This is a genomic window from Pseudomonas putida (genome assembly GCF_028682175.1).
GTDB lineage: Bacteria > Pseudomonadota > Gammaproteobacteria > Pseudomonadales > Pseudomonadaceae > Aquipseudomonas > Aquipseudomonas putida_AD.
Window position 1 is genome coordinate 22,308 of the sequence record NZ_JANHKS010000051.1, and the last position, 16,842, is coordinate 39,149.

A 16,842-nucleotide genomic window follows, 5' to 3' on the forward strand; every position below is an offset into this window, starting at 1 on the left:
ATTGACGCATCGCGAGCAAGCTCACTCCTACAGGCTCTGCGTTCAGATTGAAACTCTGGCAAACCCTTCGCGAATCTTCTCTTCCGGCAACTCGTCGGCGATGAACACGATCACGCTTTCGCGTTTCTCGTCTGCACCCCACTCCACGTCGAAATCAAAACCGTAGAGTTTGAGCACGCCCTGAAACACCAGCTTGCGGTCTTCGCCTGAGATGTTCAGCACGCCCTTGTAGCGCAGCAGTTGCTTGCCGTGGTCTTCCAGCAGTTCGTTCATGAACTCGCTGAGCCTGTCGATATCCAGCGCCTTGTCGCTGCGCAGCACCAGGCTGCTGATGCGGTCGATGCCGCGCCCTGCCGGTGCGACCGGACGCAGGACCATCCCGCCGACATCCGCGTTCAGGTTGAAGCCGCGCACGTCCAGCAGTTCGGCGAGGTCGATCTTGCCGTGTTCGACCACGCGGATCGGCGCACGGCGGTTGATGCGGGTAAGGCGCTCGCTCAAAGCCTTGAACGTCGCCTCCTCCACCAGATCGGTCTTGCTCACCAGCAGGCGGTCGGCGAAACCGATCTGCGCCTGGGCGATGGTCTGCTCCAGGTGGGTGTCGGCGTGGGCGGCGTCCACCAGGGTGATGATGCCGTCGAGGATGTAACGCTCACGCAGTTCTTCATCGATGAAAAAGGTCTGGGCCACCGGCGCCGGGTCGGCAAGGCCGGTGCATTCGATCACCAGGCGGTCGAAGGCGATCTCGCCGCTGTCCAGCCGCTCCAGCAGCAGGACCAGCGCCTTGGTCAGGTCGGTGTGAATGGTGCAGCACACGCAGCCGTTGGACAGGGTCATCACTTGTACCGGCTCATCGCCCAGCAACTGGGTATCGACACCTGCGTCGCTGAATTCGTTTTCGATCACGGCGATTTTCAGGCCGTGTTCGGCCTTGAGCAGGTGACGTAGCAATGTGGTCTTGCCCGCGCCGAGAAAACCACTCAGAACGGTGACGGGGATGGGTGTGAACACAAGAAATCTCCAGCACAAAAATGACTGTAGGAGTGAGCTTGCTCGCGATGACGTCGTGTCAGGTAAATCATCGTGCCTGACAGTCCGCAATCGCGAGCAAGCTCACTCCTACAGGGTAACGTACCAAACGATCAAGAAATCAACAGCACTTCGGCCCACCCTTGCCGCCGTAACGCGCATCCTGGCGTTCCCGGAAGAACGCCTCGTACGACATCACCGGCTTGTCAGGGTGTTTGGTCTGCATATGCTCGACATAGGTGTCGTAGTCCGGCATGCCGACCATCAGGCGCGCGGCCTGACCCAGATACTTACCCAGACGACTCAGGTCATTGAACATATGCAGCTCCTCGCCTTACAGCGCACTCAGTTGGTTTTCGGGAAGGCCTGGAATGGCGCTTCCTTGTCGCTGCGTTCTTTCTTGATCCAGGCGGCGCGGCCGACCTTGATCGCGTAGAACAGGATGCTCAGCACCACGAACAGGAACAGAGTGGTCAGCGCCGCGTTGGTGTACGCGTTGAAGATCACATGCTGCATCTGGTCGGCGGTCTTGGCCGGGGCCAGGATCTGACCGGCGTCAGCCGCCGCGCTGTATTTCTTCGCCAGCGCCAGGAAACCAACGGCCGGGCTTGGGTCGAACAGTTTGATGAAGCCCGCAGTCACTGTGCAGATCAACAGCCAGGAGGCCGGCAGGATCGTGACCCAGACGTACTGCTGACGCTTCATCTTGATCAGTACAACCGTGGCCAGCATCAGCGCGATACCCGCCAGCATCTGGTTGGAGATGCCGAACAGCGGCCACAGGGTGTTGATGCCACCCAGCGGATCGATCACGCCCTGGTACAGCAGATAACCCCACAGCGCCACGCAACCACCGGTGCCGATGGCGTTGGCAGTCCAGGACTCGGTGCGTTTGAGCGAAGGCACGAAGCTGCCGAGCAGGTCCTGCAGCATGAAGCGACCGGCACGGGTACCGGCGTCAACGGCCGTCAGGATGAACAGCGCTTCGAACAGGATCGCGAAGTGGTACCAGAACGCCATGGTGTCCTGACCAGGGAAGGCCTGATGCAGGATCTGCGCGATACCGACGGCCAGGGTCGGCGCACCACCGGCACGGGCCAGTACGGTGTTCTCACCAATTTCCTTGGCCACGGCGGTCAGTTGATCCGGGGTGATGACAAAGCCCCAACTGCTGACCATCTGTGCAACCGCGTTGACGTCACCGCCGACAATCGCCGCCGGGCTGTTCATCGCGAAGTAGATGCCTGGCTCGATCACCGAAGCCGCCACCATCGCCATGATCGCCACGAACGACTCCATAAGCATGCCGCCGTAACCGATGTAACGGGCGTTGACTTCGTTATCCAGCAGTTTCGGCGTAGTACCCGACGAAATCAGCGCATGGAAGCCCGACACCGCACCACAGGCGATGGTGATGAACAGGAACGGGAACAGGGTGCCTTTCCACACCGGTCCGGAACCGTCTGTGAACTGGGTCAGGGCTGGCATTTTCAGCTCAGGCGCCAGAATCAGGATGCCGATGGCCAGGGCGACGATGGTGCCGATCTTCAGGAAGGTCGAAAGGTAGTCGCGCGGTGCCAGTACCAGCCAGACCGGCAGCATGGCCGCAACGAAGCCGTAGCCCACCAGCAGCCAGGTGATCTGCACGCCGGTGAAGGTGAACACCGGTGCCCACTCAGGGCTTGCAGCGACATGGCCACCGATCCAGATCGACAGCAGCAGCAAGACCACGCCAATCACCGAAATTTCACCGATACGGCCCGGGCGGATGAAGCGCATGTACACGCCCATGAACATCGCGATCGGGATGGTCGCCATGACAGTGAACATGCCCCACGGGCTCTCGGCCAGGGCCTTGACCACGATCAGCGCCAGCACCGCAAGGATGATGATCATGATCAGGAAGCAGCCAAACAGGGCGATGGTGCCCGGGATGCGGCCCATTTCCTCGCGGACCATGTCGCCCAGCGAACGGCCGTTACGGCGAGTGGAGAGGAACAGGATCATGAAGTCCTGCACGGCACCGGCCAGTACAACGCCGGCAATCAGCCAGAGGGTGCCGGGCAGGTAGCCCATCTGCGCAGCCAGCACCGGACCGACCAGCGGGCCTGCCCCGGCAATGGCAGCAAAATGGTGGCCGAAAAGAATGTGTTTGTTGGTCGGAACGTAATCAAGACCGTCATTGTTGAGCACGGCAGGCGTGGCCCGGTTCGGGTCCAATTGCATGACGCGCGATGCGATGAACAGGCTGTAGTAACGATAGGCAACCAGGTAGATAGCGACCGCAGCGACCACGATCCAGAGTGCGTTGATTGCCTCTCCCCGACGCAATGCAACCACCCCCAGGGCCCAGGCCCCGAGAATCGCAACAATCAGCCAGGGCACATGGCGCAGCAGACTATTATTGTTTTTCATTTTTTATTTCCAACTGAGTGGACTTGTTTTGAACGGCCTATTGAGTTTAGCGCCGCTGAAGCGAAAGGCCACCCCCACAATGGTCTAGCGCCGGATTTGACCTATAGTCAAAACATCCAAGGAGAAGTCGACTCATGACAGATTCCCACGAAGAGCGTCGCCGTTTTAAACGTATCTCGTTCGATGCCAAGACCGAACTGACCCAAGGCCCGAAAAGCTGGCCGGTGCATTTGATCGATCTGTCACTCAAAGGACTTTTGATCGAACGCCCTTCGCCCTGGCAGGGCAATCCGGATGAGCCCTTCATTGTCGATATCCATTTGAACGTCGATATCGACGTGCGCATGGAAGTGCGCCTGACCCACGACGATCACAATCACCTGGGTTTTGTCTGCGAACACATCGGGCTGGAATCGGTGACGCACTTGCGGCGGCTGATCGAGCTGAACCTGGCCGATCCTGCGGAGCTCGAGCGGGAGTTGGCGGCGTTGATCGAGGTGTGAGCAATACCACTGTAGGAGCGCGCTTGCCCGCGATTGCGGTGTGTCTGAAACATCAATGTTGTCTGACACACCGCAATCGCGGGCAAGCGCGCTCCTACAAGGGTTGCGGCCGCCAGGTGCTACTCCTCGAACAACGCATCCAGCGCCTGATCGAGCCGGGTCACGGCGATCACGGTCAGGCCTGGCGGAGATTCCTTCGGCGCATTGCCCTTGGGCACGATGGCGCGTTTGAAGCCGTGCTTGGCGGCCTCTTTCAATCGCTCCTGCCCGCTCGGCACCGGCCTTACTTCACCCGACAGCCCCACCTCGCCGAACACCAGCAGGTCACCCGGCAGCGCGCGATTGCGCAGGCTCGACATCACGGCGGCCATCAAGGCCAGGTCAGATGCCGTTTCCAGCACCTTCACCCCGCCGACCACGTTGAGAAACACGTCCTGATCGTGGGTCGGAATGCCGCCATGGCGATGCAGAACCGCCAGCAGCATCGCCAGGCGGTTCTGATCCAGGCCCAGGGTCACCCGACGCGGGTTGGACAGGTGACTGTCATCCACCAGCGCCTGCACCTCCACCAGCATCGGCCGGGTGCCTTCCCACGTGGCCATGACCACGCTGCCTGCAACGGCTTCCTGCGCACGGGTCAGAAAGATCGCCGACGGGTTGGAGACTTCTTTCAGGCCCTTGTCAGTCATGCCGAACACACCCAGTTCGTTGACCGCGCCGAAGCGGTTCTTCACCGCCCGCAACAGGCGAAGACGACCGTCCGATTCACCCTCGAAATACAGCACGGTGTCGACCATGTGTTCGAGTACGCGAGGCCCGGCCAGTGCGCCCTCCTTGGTCACGTGGCCTACCAGGAAAATCGCCGTGCCGCTCTGCTTGGCGTAGCGCACCAGCAGAGCTGCGCTTTCACGCACTTGCGAGACGCCGCCCGGCGCCGATTGCAGTTGCTCGGTGAAGATGGTCTGGATCGAGTCGATGACCATGACCTTGGGCTTCTCGACCCGGGCCGTGGCGATGATGCTCTCGATGCTGGTTTCGGTCATGACCCGCAGCTTGTCCTGGGGCAGGCCGAGGCGCCGGGCGCGCATGGCGACCTGTTGCTGCGATTCCTCGCCGGTCACGTACAGCGCGGGCATGCGTTCGGCGATGGCGCAGAGGGTCTGCAGCAGGATGGTCGATTTGCCGATGCCGGGATCGCCGCCGATCAGCACCACCGAGCCGTCCACCAGGCCGCCGCCCAGCACCCGGTCAAGCTCGGCCGAGTTGGTGGAGAAGCGCGGAATCTCTTCGACGCTGACTTCGGCCAGGGTCTTGATCTGCGCCTGCTGGCCGGTCCAGCCCGAGCGACCGCTGGGGGGCGCTGCGCCGCCGCTTTCGATCATGGTCTCGGTCAGCGTGTTCCACGCGCCGCATTCGCCACACTGCCCCGCCCACTTGGGAAAGGTCGCGCCGCACTCGGTGCAGCCATACATGCGTTTGGCCTTGGCCATGGAACCCCCGCCGCAAAAAAGGGCCAATCATACCTCATGGCCAGAAACCCGGTGGAATGCGGCTCGTGACGAGGTTTTGCACGCAATCGGATAAAACTTCCACGTACAGACCCGGTCGATTGCAGGGATTACGCGAGATGCGTGTAGCTGTCATACACTGCATCCACCACCCTCATCTGTAACAAAGGAATACACCATGAGCGTACTAAGCGAGTTCAAAGCCTTTGCCGTCAAAGGAAACGTGGTCGACATGGCCGTCGGTATCATCATTGGCGCGGCATTCGGCAAGATCGTTTCGTCGTTCGTCGGCGATGTAATCATGCCGCCCCTGGGGCTGCTGATTGGCGGCGTGGACTTCAGTGATCTGGCGATCACGTTGCGAGGCGCGGAAGGAACGGCCCCGGCAGTGGTACTGGCCTACGGCAAATTCATCCAGACCGTGATCGACTTCATCATCGTGGCGTTCGCCATTTTCATGGGTGTGAAGGCGATCAACCGCCTCAAACGCGAAGAAGCCAAGGCCCCGACCGTGCCACCCGTTCCGACCCCACAGGAAACCCTGCTGACCGAAATCCGCGACCTGCTCAAAGAGCAGAACAGCAAACCGGCGGCACCGATTCAGGTCAATCCTGATCGGTTGGTATGACATCCCCCTTTGCCGCGTAGCAGGGTGTTTGCAGAATCTGTGTCTGCCCACTGATCCGTAGCAGCACGGCTTGCCGGCGGGGGCGTCCTTGAAATCCCCCCGCCGGCAAGCCATGCTGCTACGGGGGGGAGCGGCGGCTTTACCAATAATTCTCGACCGCGATCTGCCCCGGCTTGCGGTTCAGGGCCAGGCGCATGTCGCGGGTCTTGAGCAGCGCGCGGGTGTCTTCGATCATCTGCGGGTTGCCGCATATCATCACTCGCGAATGTTCAGGCGTCAGTTCCACGCCCGCCACTCGCTCCAGCTCCCCGTTCTCGATCAACGTGGTAATACGCCCATGCAACGCGCCGGGGTGTTCTTCGCGGGTCACCGTGGCGATGAACTGGAACTTGTGGGCGTATTCGGCCAGGTATTCGCGCCGGGTCAGCTCGGCGATCAGCTCCTGATACGCCAGCTCCGCCGCCTCGCGCACGCTGTACACCAGAATGATGCGCTCGAACTTTTCCCAGACTTCGAAGTTCTGCAGAATCGACAGGAACGGCGCTACGCCAGTGCCTGTGGATAACATCCACAAATCACGGCCATCGGTGAAACGGTCCAGGGTCAGGTAGCCGGTGGCCTGCTTTTCCACCATCAGCGTGTCGCCCGCACGCAGGCGGCTCAGTTCGCTGGTGAACTCGCCACCCGGCACCACAATCGAGAAGAAATCCAGGTACTCGTCGAACGGCGACGACACCACCGAATACGCCCGCCACACGGTGCTGCCGTCGGCCTTGGTCACGCCCAGGCGCGCGAACTGGCCTGCGGTGAAGCGAAAGCCGGCATCACGGGTCGTGCGCAGGGTGAACAGGCTGGGGGTCAGCGGCGTGACGTCGAGCAGCGTTTGCCGGGTGAATTTCTCTGCACTGGCGTTCATGGGCGCTCCGGGCTCCTTCGATTGCAATCAATACGCTCAGTGTCCCGCAAACCGACGGTTATAAACACCGCGGGTTTGTAGTGGTATCGGCAAATCCGTGGCGCGGCTTTTAGAGTATTTCGCGATAGGCGTTATCGCGAAGGCGTCGCAGGCCCGCAGCAAAACGCCTGCAAGCAACTGATTTAAAAGAAATTACTAAATACATCCATTCATTGCGTCGTGATGCAGGCTGGCCGGCACCCTGCGAACACCCCGTCATCCACTGGCATCCTTTCCTAGACTTCATCCAGAAAGGGATCTGACGAAGCGCGCATGGAGGCTGGCCATGGAACACCTGAGTACGAATATCGCGGTCCAATCACACGACTACAAAGGCCTGACGCTTCGGGAGGTTGAAGTGCTCAAATGGTCGGCCGAGGGCAAGACCGCCGCGGAAGTGGCGATCATTCTGGATGTGAAGCTGCGCACGGTGAACTTCCACATCGGCAGCGCCATGCGCAAGATCGGCGTGCGCAACAAGACATCGGCAGTCGTCCACGCCGCGCTGCATGGGCTCTTCTAGCCGGGATGCGGACGCATTCGCCGACCCATAAAAACCTCAGGTACAGGCAGCGGAAAACACGTAAAATCGCCGATTTCGCGAGTCACCCAGCGCGGCATGATGTCATGCCGCGCACTGCTTGATCGCGTCGTCAACGAATGGAAATACCCTGCCCATGCCCCTGCTTACCACGCCTTTCGCCCAGCTCGACCTGATTCGCCAGCCCGAGCAGTCGGATGAACCGTTGCAGGCCTTCGATGCGGCCGACGAGTACCTGCTCAACCACGTGGCCGAGCATGGCCTGACGTTGCAGACCCGGGTGCTGATCCTCAACGACAACTTCGGCGCACTGGCGGCGAGCCTCGCGCCCCACGCAAGCGTGTTCAGCAGTACTGACTCGTTCCTGGGCGTCCAGGCGCTGGAGAAAAACCTCGCCCGTAACGGCCAGGTCTTCGATGCCGTGCCGGTGATTCCGGCGAGCGAGCCGCTGGTCGGGCCCTTCGACTGGGTTTTGATCCGCGTGCCGAAAACCCTGGCACTGCTGGAAGAACAACTGATTCGCCTGCAAGGCCAACTGGCCCCGGATGCCAGGGTAGTCGCGGCAGGCATGATCAAACACCTGCCACGCTCGGCCGGTGAGCTGATGGAAGAGTACATCGGCCCGGTGCAGGCCTCGCTTGCCGTGAAGAAAGCCCGGCTGCTGTTCTGCACCCCTGAAGCCAAGCCGTTTCAAGCATCGCCCTTCCCGACCCGCTACACCCTGGATGAGCCGAAGATCGAGCTGGTCAACCACGCCAACGTCTTCTGTCGCGACGGCCTGGACATCGGCACCCGAGCGTTCCTGCCGCATCTGCCGAAAAACCTCGGCAATGCCCGGGTGGCGGACCTGGGCTGCGGCAACGGCGTGCTGGCGATTGCCAGCGCACTGGCCAACCCCGACGCGCAGTACACGCTGGTGGATGAGTCGTACATGGCGGTGCAATCGGCCCGGGAAAACTGGCGGCTGGCGCTGGGGGAGCGTGAGGCGGTGATTCGCGCGGGCGATGGCCTGGCGGGTCAGGAAGAGGATTCGCTGGACGTGGTGCTGTGCAATCCGCCGTTCCATCAGCAGCAAGTGGTGGGCGATTTCCTGGCCTGGCGCATGTTCCAGCAGGCGCGCTCGGCGCTGGTCACCGGCGGCGCGCTGTACATCGTCGGCAACCGGCACCTGGGCTACCACGCCAAGCTGGCGCGGCTGTTCCGTGGGGTAGAGCAAGTGGCGGCGACGCCGAAGTTCGTGATTCTCAAGGCCCGCAAGTAACCCCACCCCACAACGTAGGAGCGCGCTTGCCCGCGACGCCGGTGTGTCAGTCAACTAACATGTGATTGACTCTACGCCGTCGCGGGCAAGCGCGCTCCTACAGGGTGGGTTGATCAGTGGGTTTTCATCCCCGCCGCTGTCATGAACATCCGCAGCAGGCTGGCGACGACGAACAACGCCAGCACACTGCCTGTCCAGATCACCACCAGCCAGCCAAGCCGCTGCCAGAGCGGCTTTTTCACAGCCGCATCGTCTTCATTCAGAGAATCCTTGCCGGTCATCGCCGCGTCCTCAGTGGTAGCCGTCTTCGTGGGTGACCTTGCCGCGGAACACGTAGTAGCTCCAGAAGGTGTAACCCAGGATGAACGGAATGATGAACAGCGTACCGACCAGAATGAACCCCTGGCTCTGCGGCGGCGAAGCGGCGTCCCAGATCGAGACCGCGGGCGGAATGATGTTTGGCCACAGACTGATGCCCAGCCCGCTATAGCCCAGGAACACCAGCACCAGCGTCAGCAGAAACGGCGTGTAGTGCGCGTTGCGCTCGATCGCCTTGAAGAAGAAGTACAGGGTGACCAGCACCAGCCCCGGCACAGGCATGAACCAGAACAGATTCGGGATGCTGAACCAGCGATCGGCAATTTCCGCATGGGCCAGCGGCGTCCACAGGCTGACGGCTGCCATGACCGCCAGCGTGACGAGTGCCAGAGGCCGGGCCAGATCGTGCATCGCCTTCTGCAGGGCGCCTTCGGTTTTCATGATCAGCCAGGTGCAGCCCAGCAACGCATATGCGGCGATCAGCGCGACACCACAAAACAGCGAGAACGGCGTCAGCCAGTCCAGCCCTCCGCCCGCATAGGCGCGATTGACCACCGGAATGCCATCAATGTAGGCCCCCAGCGCCACACCCTGGAAGAAGGTCGCCACCAGCGAACCACCGATGAACGCCTTGTCCCACAGGTGGCGCTTGGCGTCGGTTGCCTTGAAGCGAAACTCGAACGCCACACCACGGAAGATCAGGCCGATGAGCATGAAGATCAGTGGCAGGTACAGCGCTTCGAGAATCACCGAATACGCCAGCGGAAACGCGCCGAACAACGCAGCGCCACCCAGCACCAGCCAGGTTTCGTTGCCGTCCCAGACCGGTGCGACGGTGTTCATCATCACGTCACGATCGGTCTTGCCCTTGATGAACGGAAAGAGAATGCCGATCCCGAGGTCGAAGCCGTCCATGACGACGTACATCATGAGGCCGAAGATGATGATCACGGCCCAGATCAGTGGAAGATCGATACCCATGACTCAGTTCCCCTCACGCACGGTGTCTTTGTGGCCTTCTTCGCTGCCTTCGTCGGCAGCGGAGAGAGGACGTGCAGGCGTGCGTTTCTGGCCCGGCCCGCCATGTGGCGTGTCATCGCCTTCATGGGTTTTCGGCCCTTTGCGCACCAGGCGCATCATGTAGCCGAACCCTGCGCCGAACAGCATGAAATACACCAGGACGAACAGCACCAGAGTGATGGTCAACTGCTCTACGCTGTGGTTTGAAGACGCGTTTGCAGTGCGCATCAGCCCGTAGACCACCCACGGCTGACGTCCGATTTCCGTGGTGAACCAGCCTGCCAGCATCGCGATCAGGCCAGCCGGACCCATGCACATCACCAGCCCCAGGAACAGGCGATTGCTGTACAGCCCGCCGCGCCAGCGCAGCCAGGCACTCCAGAGGCCGACGAAGATCATCAGCATGCCCAGCGCCACCATGACCCGGAACGACCAGAAGACGATCAACGAGTTGGGACGGTCTTCAGGCGGGAACGACTTGAGCGCCGGGATCTGTTTGTCCAGGCTGTGGGTCAGGATCAGGCTGCCCAGATACGGGATTTCTACGGCGTATTTGGTGCGCTCCTCTTTCATGTCGGGGATGCCGAACAGGATCAGCGGGGTGGGTTCGTCGCCGATATTCTCCCAATGCCCTTCGATGGCCGCGATCTTCGCCGGCTGGTGTTCCAGCGTGTTCAAACCGTGGGCATCACCGACCACCGCCTGAATGGGCGCGACGATCAGTGCCATCCACATGGCCATCGAGAGCATCCGGCGAATGGCCGGGTTATCGCGCCCGCGCAGCAGGTGCCAGGCCGCCGAGGCACCGACGAAGAACGCCGTGGCGACGAATGCGGCAATGGCCATGTGCGCCAGGCGATAGGGGAATGAAGGGTTGAAGATGACGGCGAGCCAGTCTACCGGAATCACCCGGCCGTCGACGATTTCGAAGCCCTGCGGGGTCTGCATCCAGCTGTTGGACGCCAGGATCCAGAAGGTCGAAATCAAAGTGCCCACTGCAACCATGACGGTGGCGAAAAAGTGCAGCCCGCGCCCCACGCGGTTCCAGCCGAACAGCATCACGCCCAGGAAACCGGCCTCGAGGAAGAAGGCGGTGAGCACTTCGTAGGTCAGCAAAGGACCGGTGATCGCGCCGGCAAAATCCGAGAACCGGCTCCAGTTGGTGCCGAACTCGTAGGCCATGACCAGCCCGGAGACCACGCCCATGCCGAAGTTGACGGCGAAGATCTTCGACCAGAAGTGGTACAGATCGCGGTAGGTGTTGTCGTGGGTCTTGAGCCACAGACCTTCGAGCACCGCGAGAAAGCTCGCAAGGCCAATGGTGATGGCAGGAAACAGAATGTGGAACGATACGGTGAACGCGAACTGAATTCGGGCGAGATCGAGCGCCTCTAAACCGAACATAGGTCTTCCTCTATCAGGTGATACCGGCATCAGACCTGGGGGCCTTTGGGCGACTGCCCCCCCACGAAGTATTGAGTACGCCTGCGTGCAATTGTTCTTTTTGATTTCGCGCTCAGGCCACACGGGAAAAGCTTCGCGGTGATCTCATGGGGATTGTGTCCAGCCGACCGGTCAATCGAATCGCCAAAAGCGATTGATGCAGGTCAACCAACGTTGAAAGAGTAGTCCCATTTCGGCACATGACCTGCGTGGTCTTTTGCCGCGTGGCGAGTTGTCTCACCTGTTGATGCCTGTAGGAGTGAGCTTGCTCGCGATTCGGTGTACCAGACGACACAGCGGTGTCTGACCGGACGTATCGCGAGCAAGCTCACTCCTACAGGCGGGGGCGATCTTGAGGCCGCCCCCGCGGGCAAGCCCGGCTGCTACGGGACCGCGTGAATCATAGGGAGCTGCGCAGAAACCCCAGCAGCGCCGCGACCAGCCGCCGATACAGCGCATCCACTTCCGGTACCCGGCCTTTGCCGCGCAGGCTGCCATGAACCAGGCCAAGGCCCGGGTCGAATTCGGTGGGCACGTCGGCCTCGCGCAGGGCGCGCTCGTAGCAGACGCCGTCATCGCGCAGCGGATCGAACTGCGCGACGGCAATGAAGGCCGGGGCCAGCCTTCGGAAGTCGGTGGCATTGAGGGGCATGGCCAAAGGCGATCGCTCGTCTTGCGCCATATACAGGTTGCGGTAGAACGCCAGATCCGGCGTGCCCAGCAATGGCGCATCGAAACACTCGCTGCGCGACGGCAACTCATCAGCGCCGCCCAGCCCTGGGTAGATCAACGCCTGGCCCACCGGCTGGCGCTCGCCCGCTTCGCGCAAGGCCAGGCAGACTGCTGCGGCGAGGTTGCCGCCGGCACTGTCTCCGGCGATGGCAACGCGGCGCGGGTCGATATCCAGCCGTTGCGCCTGGGCCTGCAACGCATGCCACGCCTCAAGGCAATCCTCAAGACCAGCGGGAAAAGGGTCTTCAGGTGCCAGCCGGTAGTCCACGGCGATCACCACGGCGTTGAGGTCCGTGGCCAGGGCTGCGGTGAGGAAGTCATGGGAATCCAGATCCCCCACCACCCAGCCGCCACCGTGCAGGTACAGCACGCAGGGAGAAGGATGTTCGAGGGAAAGATGATGAGGGCGGTAGCTGCGGACCGCCACCCCACCCAGGCTGAAATCCTTGACGGAAAGTTCAGCGGGGCGCGTCGGCGTAAAGGCTTCGCACATGCGCGAATAGGCACGACGCTGATTCGCGATATCCAGCGAATCAACGTTGTAGGAGAGGGTCTTTTCGACGAAGTTCGCCATTTCTGGCGACAGGGGATAAGGCATCAGGCGCCTCCACTATCTATCAGGCGCAAACGCCCCGTAGCAGCACGGCTTGCCGGCGGGGCGGTGTGTCTGTGACGAATAAGTCGCCTGATACAACGCTCCCGCCGGCAAGCCGTGCTGCTACATATGATCGTCGTTGTTTACTTGTTCACCGCCACCTGCACGGCCGCTGTCGCGTCCTTGCCGTCGAAGGTGGTCACGCCATCGAGCCAGCGCTTCACGTCTTCGGGGTGATCCTTGAGCCATTGCTTGGCGACGTCGTTCGGGGCCTTGCGGTCCATGATCGGCACCATCATCTGGCTTTCCTGCGCCGCCGTGAACTTGAGGTTGCTCATCAGTTTGTTGACGTTCGGGCAACGGGTCGCGTAATCCGGGGCGGTCACCACCGATACGGTCGCCGCACCTTCACCCGGGCCAAACACGTCCTCGCTGCCGGTAAGGTAAGCGATTTTCATGTTGATGTTCATCGGGTGTGGGGTCCAGCCCACGAAGACCACCCATTCGTTACGCTTGGTAGCGCGCTGCACGGCGGCCAGCATGCCCGCCTCGCCCGACTCCACCAACTGGAAGCCACCCAGGCCGAACTGGTTCTTCTCGATCATGCCCTTGATGTTGGCGTTGGCGCCGGTGCCGGGCTCGATGCCGTAGATCTTGCCGCCCAGCTTGTCCTTGAATTTGGCGATGTCGGCGAAGGTCTTCAGGCCACCGTCGGCCACGTACTGCGGCACGGCCAGGGTGGCCTGGGCGTCGTTCATGCTCGGGGTGTCGAAAACCTTGACCTGGTTGGCGGCCACGAAGGGTGCGATGTTCTTGTCCATCGCGGGTTTCCAGTAACCGAGGAATACGTCCAGGCGGTCATCGCGCAGGCCACCGAAGACGATCTGTTGAGCGGCGCTGGTCTGCTTGACGTCGTAACCCATGTTCTGCAACAGCACCTCGGCCACGGCGCTGGTGGCGATCACGTCGGTCCAGTTGACCACACCCATGCGCACGCTCTGGCATTTGGCAGGCTCGGCTGCCATCAAGGCCGTGCTGCTCAGCATCAACACACCGCAACTGATCTGACGAATAAATCTCTTCATGCGTGCTCCTCGGGTCGGCTCGTTATTTTTAATCAGCTCTTTTTGGCAGTTCTTTTAAGGCTTCAAGACCCACGGCTATTCGAATGCTGCCGCGTTGGAGCAAATTACGCAGCCCCACCCGGCGCGAAACGCACCAGCGCGACCTGTGCTTGCACTGGGGCGACATCCCACCCCATTGGCCAAACCTGCTGGTATGATGCGCGGCTTTTTCCGACTGGCAGAATTTATGCAGGCTGTTTCGACAGGCTGTGCTTTTCTCTATTAGTCGATTCAACTCACGGCGCCATGCGCCAAAGGAAGCCATAAATGCTGGAGCGGCTGTTTCAACTCAGGGCACATAACACCAATGTGCGCACCGAAATCCTGGCCGGGGTCACCACCTTCCTGGCCATGGCCTACATCCTGTTCGTCAACCCGAGCATCCTCGGCGAGACCGGCATGGACAAGGGTGCTGTATTCGTCGCCACGTGCCTGGCCGCCGCCATCGGCTCCACGGTCATGGGCCTGATCGCCAACTACCCGATCGCGCTCGCGCCGGGCATGGGCCTGAACGCCTTCTTCACCTACACCGTGGTGCTGCACATGGGGCACACCTGGCAGGTGGCGCTGGGTGCGGTGTTCATTTCGGCGGTGATGTTCTTCCTGCTGTCGATCTTCCGCATCCGCGAATGGATCATCAACAGCATCCCGTTGCCGCTGCGCTCGGCCATCGCGGCCGGTATCGGCCTGTTCCTGGCGCTGATCGCCCTGCACAACGCCGGCATCGTGGTCAGCAACCCGGCGACCATGGTCGGCCTGGGCGACCTGAAACAACCGGCACCGATCCTGGCGACCCTGGGCTTCGTGCTGATCGTGGCGCTGGAAGCCCTGAAAGTGCGCGGTGCGGTGCTGATCGGCATTCTGGCGGTGACCATCGTTTCGATCCTGCTGGGCTTCTCCCCGTTCGGCGGCGTGATGTCGATGCCGCCGTCGCTGGCCCCGACTTTCCTGCAACTGGACATCGCAGGCGCCTTGAACATTGGCCTGGTGAGCGTGATCTTCGCGTTCCTGTTCGTTGACCTGTTCGACAACTCCGGCACCCTGATCGGCGTCGCCAAACGCGCCGGGCTGATGGGCAAGGACGGGCACATGCCGAAAATGGGCCGTGCGCTGGTCGCCGACAGTACCGCAGCGATGGCCGGCTCCCTGCTGGGCACCTCGACCACCACCAGCTACATCGAGTCGGCGGCGGGCGTCAGCGCCGGTGGCCGCACGGGCCTGACCGCCATCGTGGTCGCGGTGCTGTTCCTGCTGGCGCTGTTCTTCGCCCCGCTGGCAGGCAGCGTTCCGGCCTACGCCACCGCCCCTGCCCTGCTGTTCGTGGCCGTGCTGATGACCTCGGGCCTGGCGGAAATCAACTGGGACGACATCACCGAAGCCGCGCCGGTGGTCATCACCGCCCTGGCGATGCCGTTCACCTACTCCATCGCCAACGGCATCGCCTTTGGTTTCATTTCCTGGACAGCGATCAAACTGCTCAGCGGCCGTGGCCGTGAGTTGAATCCGGCACTGGTGATTCTGTCGATCCTGTTCGTGATCAAGTTGGGCTGGTTCAACGCATGAGTTCTGTTTTCGACCCCGCGAGCTACAGCCGTCAGCTCGACGAAAAAGCCGAGCGGCTGCGCGAGCTGCTCAAGCCGTTCGACGCACCCGAGCCGCAGGTTTTCGATTCGCCGCGCGAGCATTACCGCCTGCGCGCCGAGTTCCGGCTGTGGCGCGAAGAGGGCAAGCGCCATTACGCGATGTTTGCCCCCGGCGACAAGCACACGCCGATCCTGATCGACGATTTTCCCATCGCAAGCCTGCAGATCAACGCGCTGATGCCGGTGCTGCGCGAGCGCTGGGAAGCCAGCAAGACGCTCAATCACAAGCTGTTCCAGGTGGACTTCCTGACCACCCTGGCAGGCGACGGCATGGTCACCCTGTGCTACCACCGCCCGCTGGACGAGGCCTGGCAGCAAGAAGCCGAGCAACTGGCGAAGGACCTCGACGTCAGCGTGATCGGCCGCTCCAAGGGCCAGCGTCTGGTGATCGGCCGCGATTACGTGACCGAGCAACTGGACGTGGCCGGCCGCACCTTCAGCTATCGCCAGCCCGAAGGCGCGTTCACCCAGCCCAACGGCACGGTGAACCAGAAGATGCTGAGCTGGGCCTTCGAAGCCCTGGGCGAGCGTGAGGATGACTTGCTTGAGCTGTATTGCGGCAACGGCAACTTCACCCTGCCGCTGGCAACCCGCGTACGCAAAGTGCTGGCCACCGAGATCAGCAAGACCTCGGTCAACGCTGCGCTGAGCAATCTGGCGGACAACGCTGTGGATAACGTCACCCTGGTGCGGCTGTCGGCTGAAGAGCTGACCGAAGCGCTGAATGACGTGCGCCCGTTCCGGCGTCTGGCCGGTGTGGATCTTAAAAGCTACGACTTCGGCAGCGTTTTCGTCGATCCGCCCCGCGCCGGCATGGACCCGGACACCTGCGAGCTGACCCGGCGTTTCGAGCGCATCCTGTACATCTCCTGCAACCCGGAAACCCTGGCCGCCAACATCGCCCAGCTGCACGACACCCACCGGGTGGAGCGCTGTGCATTGTTTGACCAGTTCCCGTATACCCATCATATGGAATCGGGTGTGTTGCTGGTTCGCCGGTAAACGCCTTTATGATCGTTCCCACGCTCCGCATGGGAACGATAAGCAAACTGACACACTGCTAGTGCGCCGTTAACACCGAACCCGTAGCAGCACGGCTTGCCGGCGGGGGCGTCCTCAAGATCGCC

The 16,842-nt window shown here is 61.6% G+C and carries 16 protein-coding genes; 6 read left to right on the plus strand and 10 right to left on the minus strand.

Going from position 1 to position 16,842, the window contains the following annotated elements; genetic code table 11:
- Positions 1–42 precede the first annotated feature (42 nt).
- From yjiA to NPS29_RS24385, 3 genes are all read right to left on the minus strand, one after another.
- Positions 43–1,011, minus strand: coding sequence for a GTPase (yjiA, locus tag NPS29_RS24375; protein ID WP_274135728.1), 969 nt, complete (start codon positions 1,009–1,011; stop codon positions 43–45).
- Between the two features lie 139 nt (positions 1,012–1,150).
- Positions 1,151–1,348 (minus strand): YbdD/YjiX family protein, encoded by a 198-nt coding sequence (locus tag NPS29_RS24380; RefSeq protein WP_274135730.1) that lies wholly within the window; start codon positions 1,346–1,348, stop codon positions 1,151–1,153.
- 26 nt (positions 1,349–1,374) lie between these two features.
- Positions 1,375–3,444 carry a carbon starvation CstA family protein gene (locus NPS29_RS24385; protein WP_274135732.1) on the minus strand — a complete coding sequence of 690 codons (2,070 nt, stop codon included), beginning with the start codon at positions 3,442–3,444 and terminating at the stop codon, positions 1,375–1,377.
- Between the two features lie 134 nt (positions 3,445–3,578).
- Between NPS29_RS24385 and NPS29_RS24390 the strand changes: the two genes are divergently transcribed.
- Positions 3,579–3,947, plus strand: coding sequence for a PilZ domain-containing protein (locus tag NPS29_RS24390; RefSeq protein ID WP_274135733.1), 369 nt, complete (start codon positions 3,579–3,581; stop codon positions 3,945–3,947).
- A 119-nt stretch (positions 3,948–4,066) separates the two neighbouring features.
- On the opposite strand, the gene radA is transcribed toward NPS29_RS24390, so the two are convergent.
- Entirely contained in the window at positions 4,067–5,437 is a 1,371-nt protein-coding gene (gene radA / locus NPS29_RS24395) for a DNA repair protein RadA (protein WP_274135734.1), read from the minus strand.
- Between the two features lie 196 nt (positions 5,438–5,633).
- On the opposite strand from radA, the gene mscL reads away from it, so the two are divergent.
- Positions 5,634–6,083 carry a large-conductance mechanosensitive channel protein MscL gene (gene mscL / locus NPS29_RS24400; RefSeq protein ID WP_274135735.1) on the plus strand — a complete coding sequence of 150 codons (450 nt, stop codon included), beginning with the start codon at positions 5,634–5,636 and terminating at the stop codon, positions 6,081–6,083.
- A 139-nt stretch (positions 6,084–6,222) separates the two neighbouring features.
- Here the strand turns inward: mscL and NPS29_RS24405 are convergent, their stop codons facing one another.
- Entirely contained in the window at positions 6,223–6,999 is a 777-nt protein-coding gene (locus tag NPS29_RS24405) for a ferredoxin--NADP reductase (RefSeq protein WP_274135737.1), read from the minus strand.
- A 325-nt stretch (positions 7,000–7,324) separates the two neighbouring features.
- Here NPS29_RS24405 and NPS29_RS24410 point away from each other — a divergent pair, with 325 nt between their 5' ends.
- Positions 7,325–7,561 carry a helix-turn-helix domain-containing protein gene (locus NPS29_RS24410; protein ID WP_274135739.1) on the plus strand — a complete coding sequence of 79 codons (237 nt, stop codon included), beginning with the start codon at positions 7,325–7,327 and terminating at the stop codon, positions 7,559–7,561.
- 154 nt (positions 7,562–7,715) lie between these two features.
- The gene (locus tag NPS29_RS24415) at positions 7,716–8,840 is read left to right on the plus strand and encodes a methyltransferase (protein ID WP_274135741.1); all 1,125 of its coding nucleotides are present in this window, start codon (positions 7,716–7,718) and stop codon (positions 8,838–8,840) included.
- Between the two features lie 113 nt (positions 8,841–8,953).
- On the opposite strand, the gene NPS29_RS24420 is transcribed toward NPS29_RS24415, so the two are convergent.
- From NPS29_RS24420 to choX, 5 genes are all read right to left on the minus strand, one after another.
- A complete protein-coding gene (locus NPS29_RS24420; protein WP_274135743.1) occupies positions 8,954–9,121 on the minus strand; it encodes a DUF2474 domain-containing protein in 168 nt (55 codons plus the stop codon).
- Positions 9,122–9,131: 10 nt separating this feature from the next.
- Entirely contained in the window at positions 9,132–10,139 is a 1,008-nt protein-coding gene (gene cydB / locus NPS29_RS24425; protein WP_274135745.1) for a cytochrome d ubiquinol oxidase subunit II, read from the minus strand.
- Positions 10,140–10,142: 3 nt separating this feature from the next.
- A complete protein-coding gene (locus tag NPS29_RS24430) occupies positions 10,143–11,582 on the minus strand; it encodes a cytochrome ubiquinol oxidase subunit I (RefSeq protein WP_274135746.1) in 1,440 nt (479 codons plus the stop codon).
- Between the two features lie 439 nt (positions 11,583–12,021).
- Entirely contained in the window at positions 12,022–12,954 is a 933-nt protein-coding gene (locus NPS29_RS24435) for an alpha/beta hydrolase (RefSeq protein WP_274135751.1), read from the minus strand.
- Between the two features lie 137 nt (positions 12,955–13,091).
- The gene (choX, locus tag NPS29_RS24440) at positions 13,092–14,033 is read right to left on the minus strand and encodes a choline ABC transporter substrate-binding protein (RefSeq protein WP_274135747.1); all 942 of its coding nucleotides are present in this window, start codon (positions 14,031–14,033) and stop codon (positions 13,092–13,094) included.
- Between the two features lie 306 nt (positions 14,034–14,339).
- Here choX and NPS29_RS24445 point away from each other — a divergent pair, with 306 nt between their 5' ends.
- Positions 14,340–15,635: an NCS2 family permease gene (locus NPS29_RS24445; RefSeq protein WP_274135748.1), complete on the plus strand. Its 1,296-nt coding sequence runs from the start codon at positions 14,340–14,342 to the stop codon at positions 15,633–15,635.
- Complete coding sequence (trmA, locus tag NPS29_RS24450; protein ID WP_274135749.1) at positions 15,632–16,717, plus strand: tRNA (uridine(54)-C5)-methyltransferase TrmA; 1,086 nt, start codon at positions 15,632–15,634, stop codon at positions 16,715–16,717. The genes NPS29_RS24445 and trmA overlap by 4 nt, the downstream gene beginning before the upstream one ends.
- Positions 16,718–16,842 lie beyond the last annotated feature (125 nt).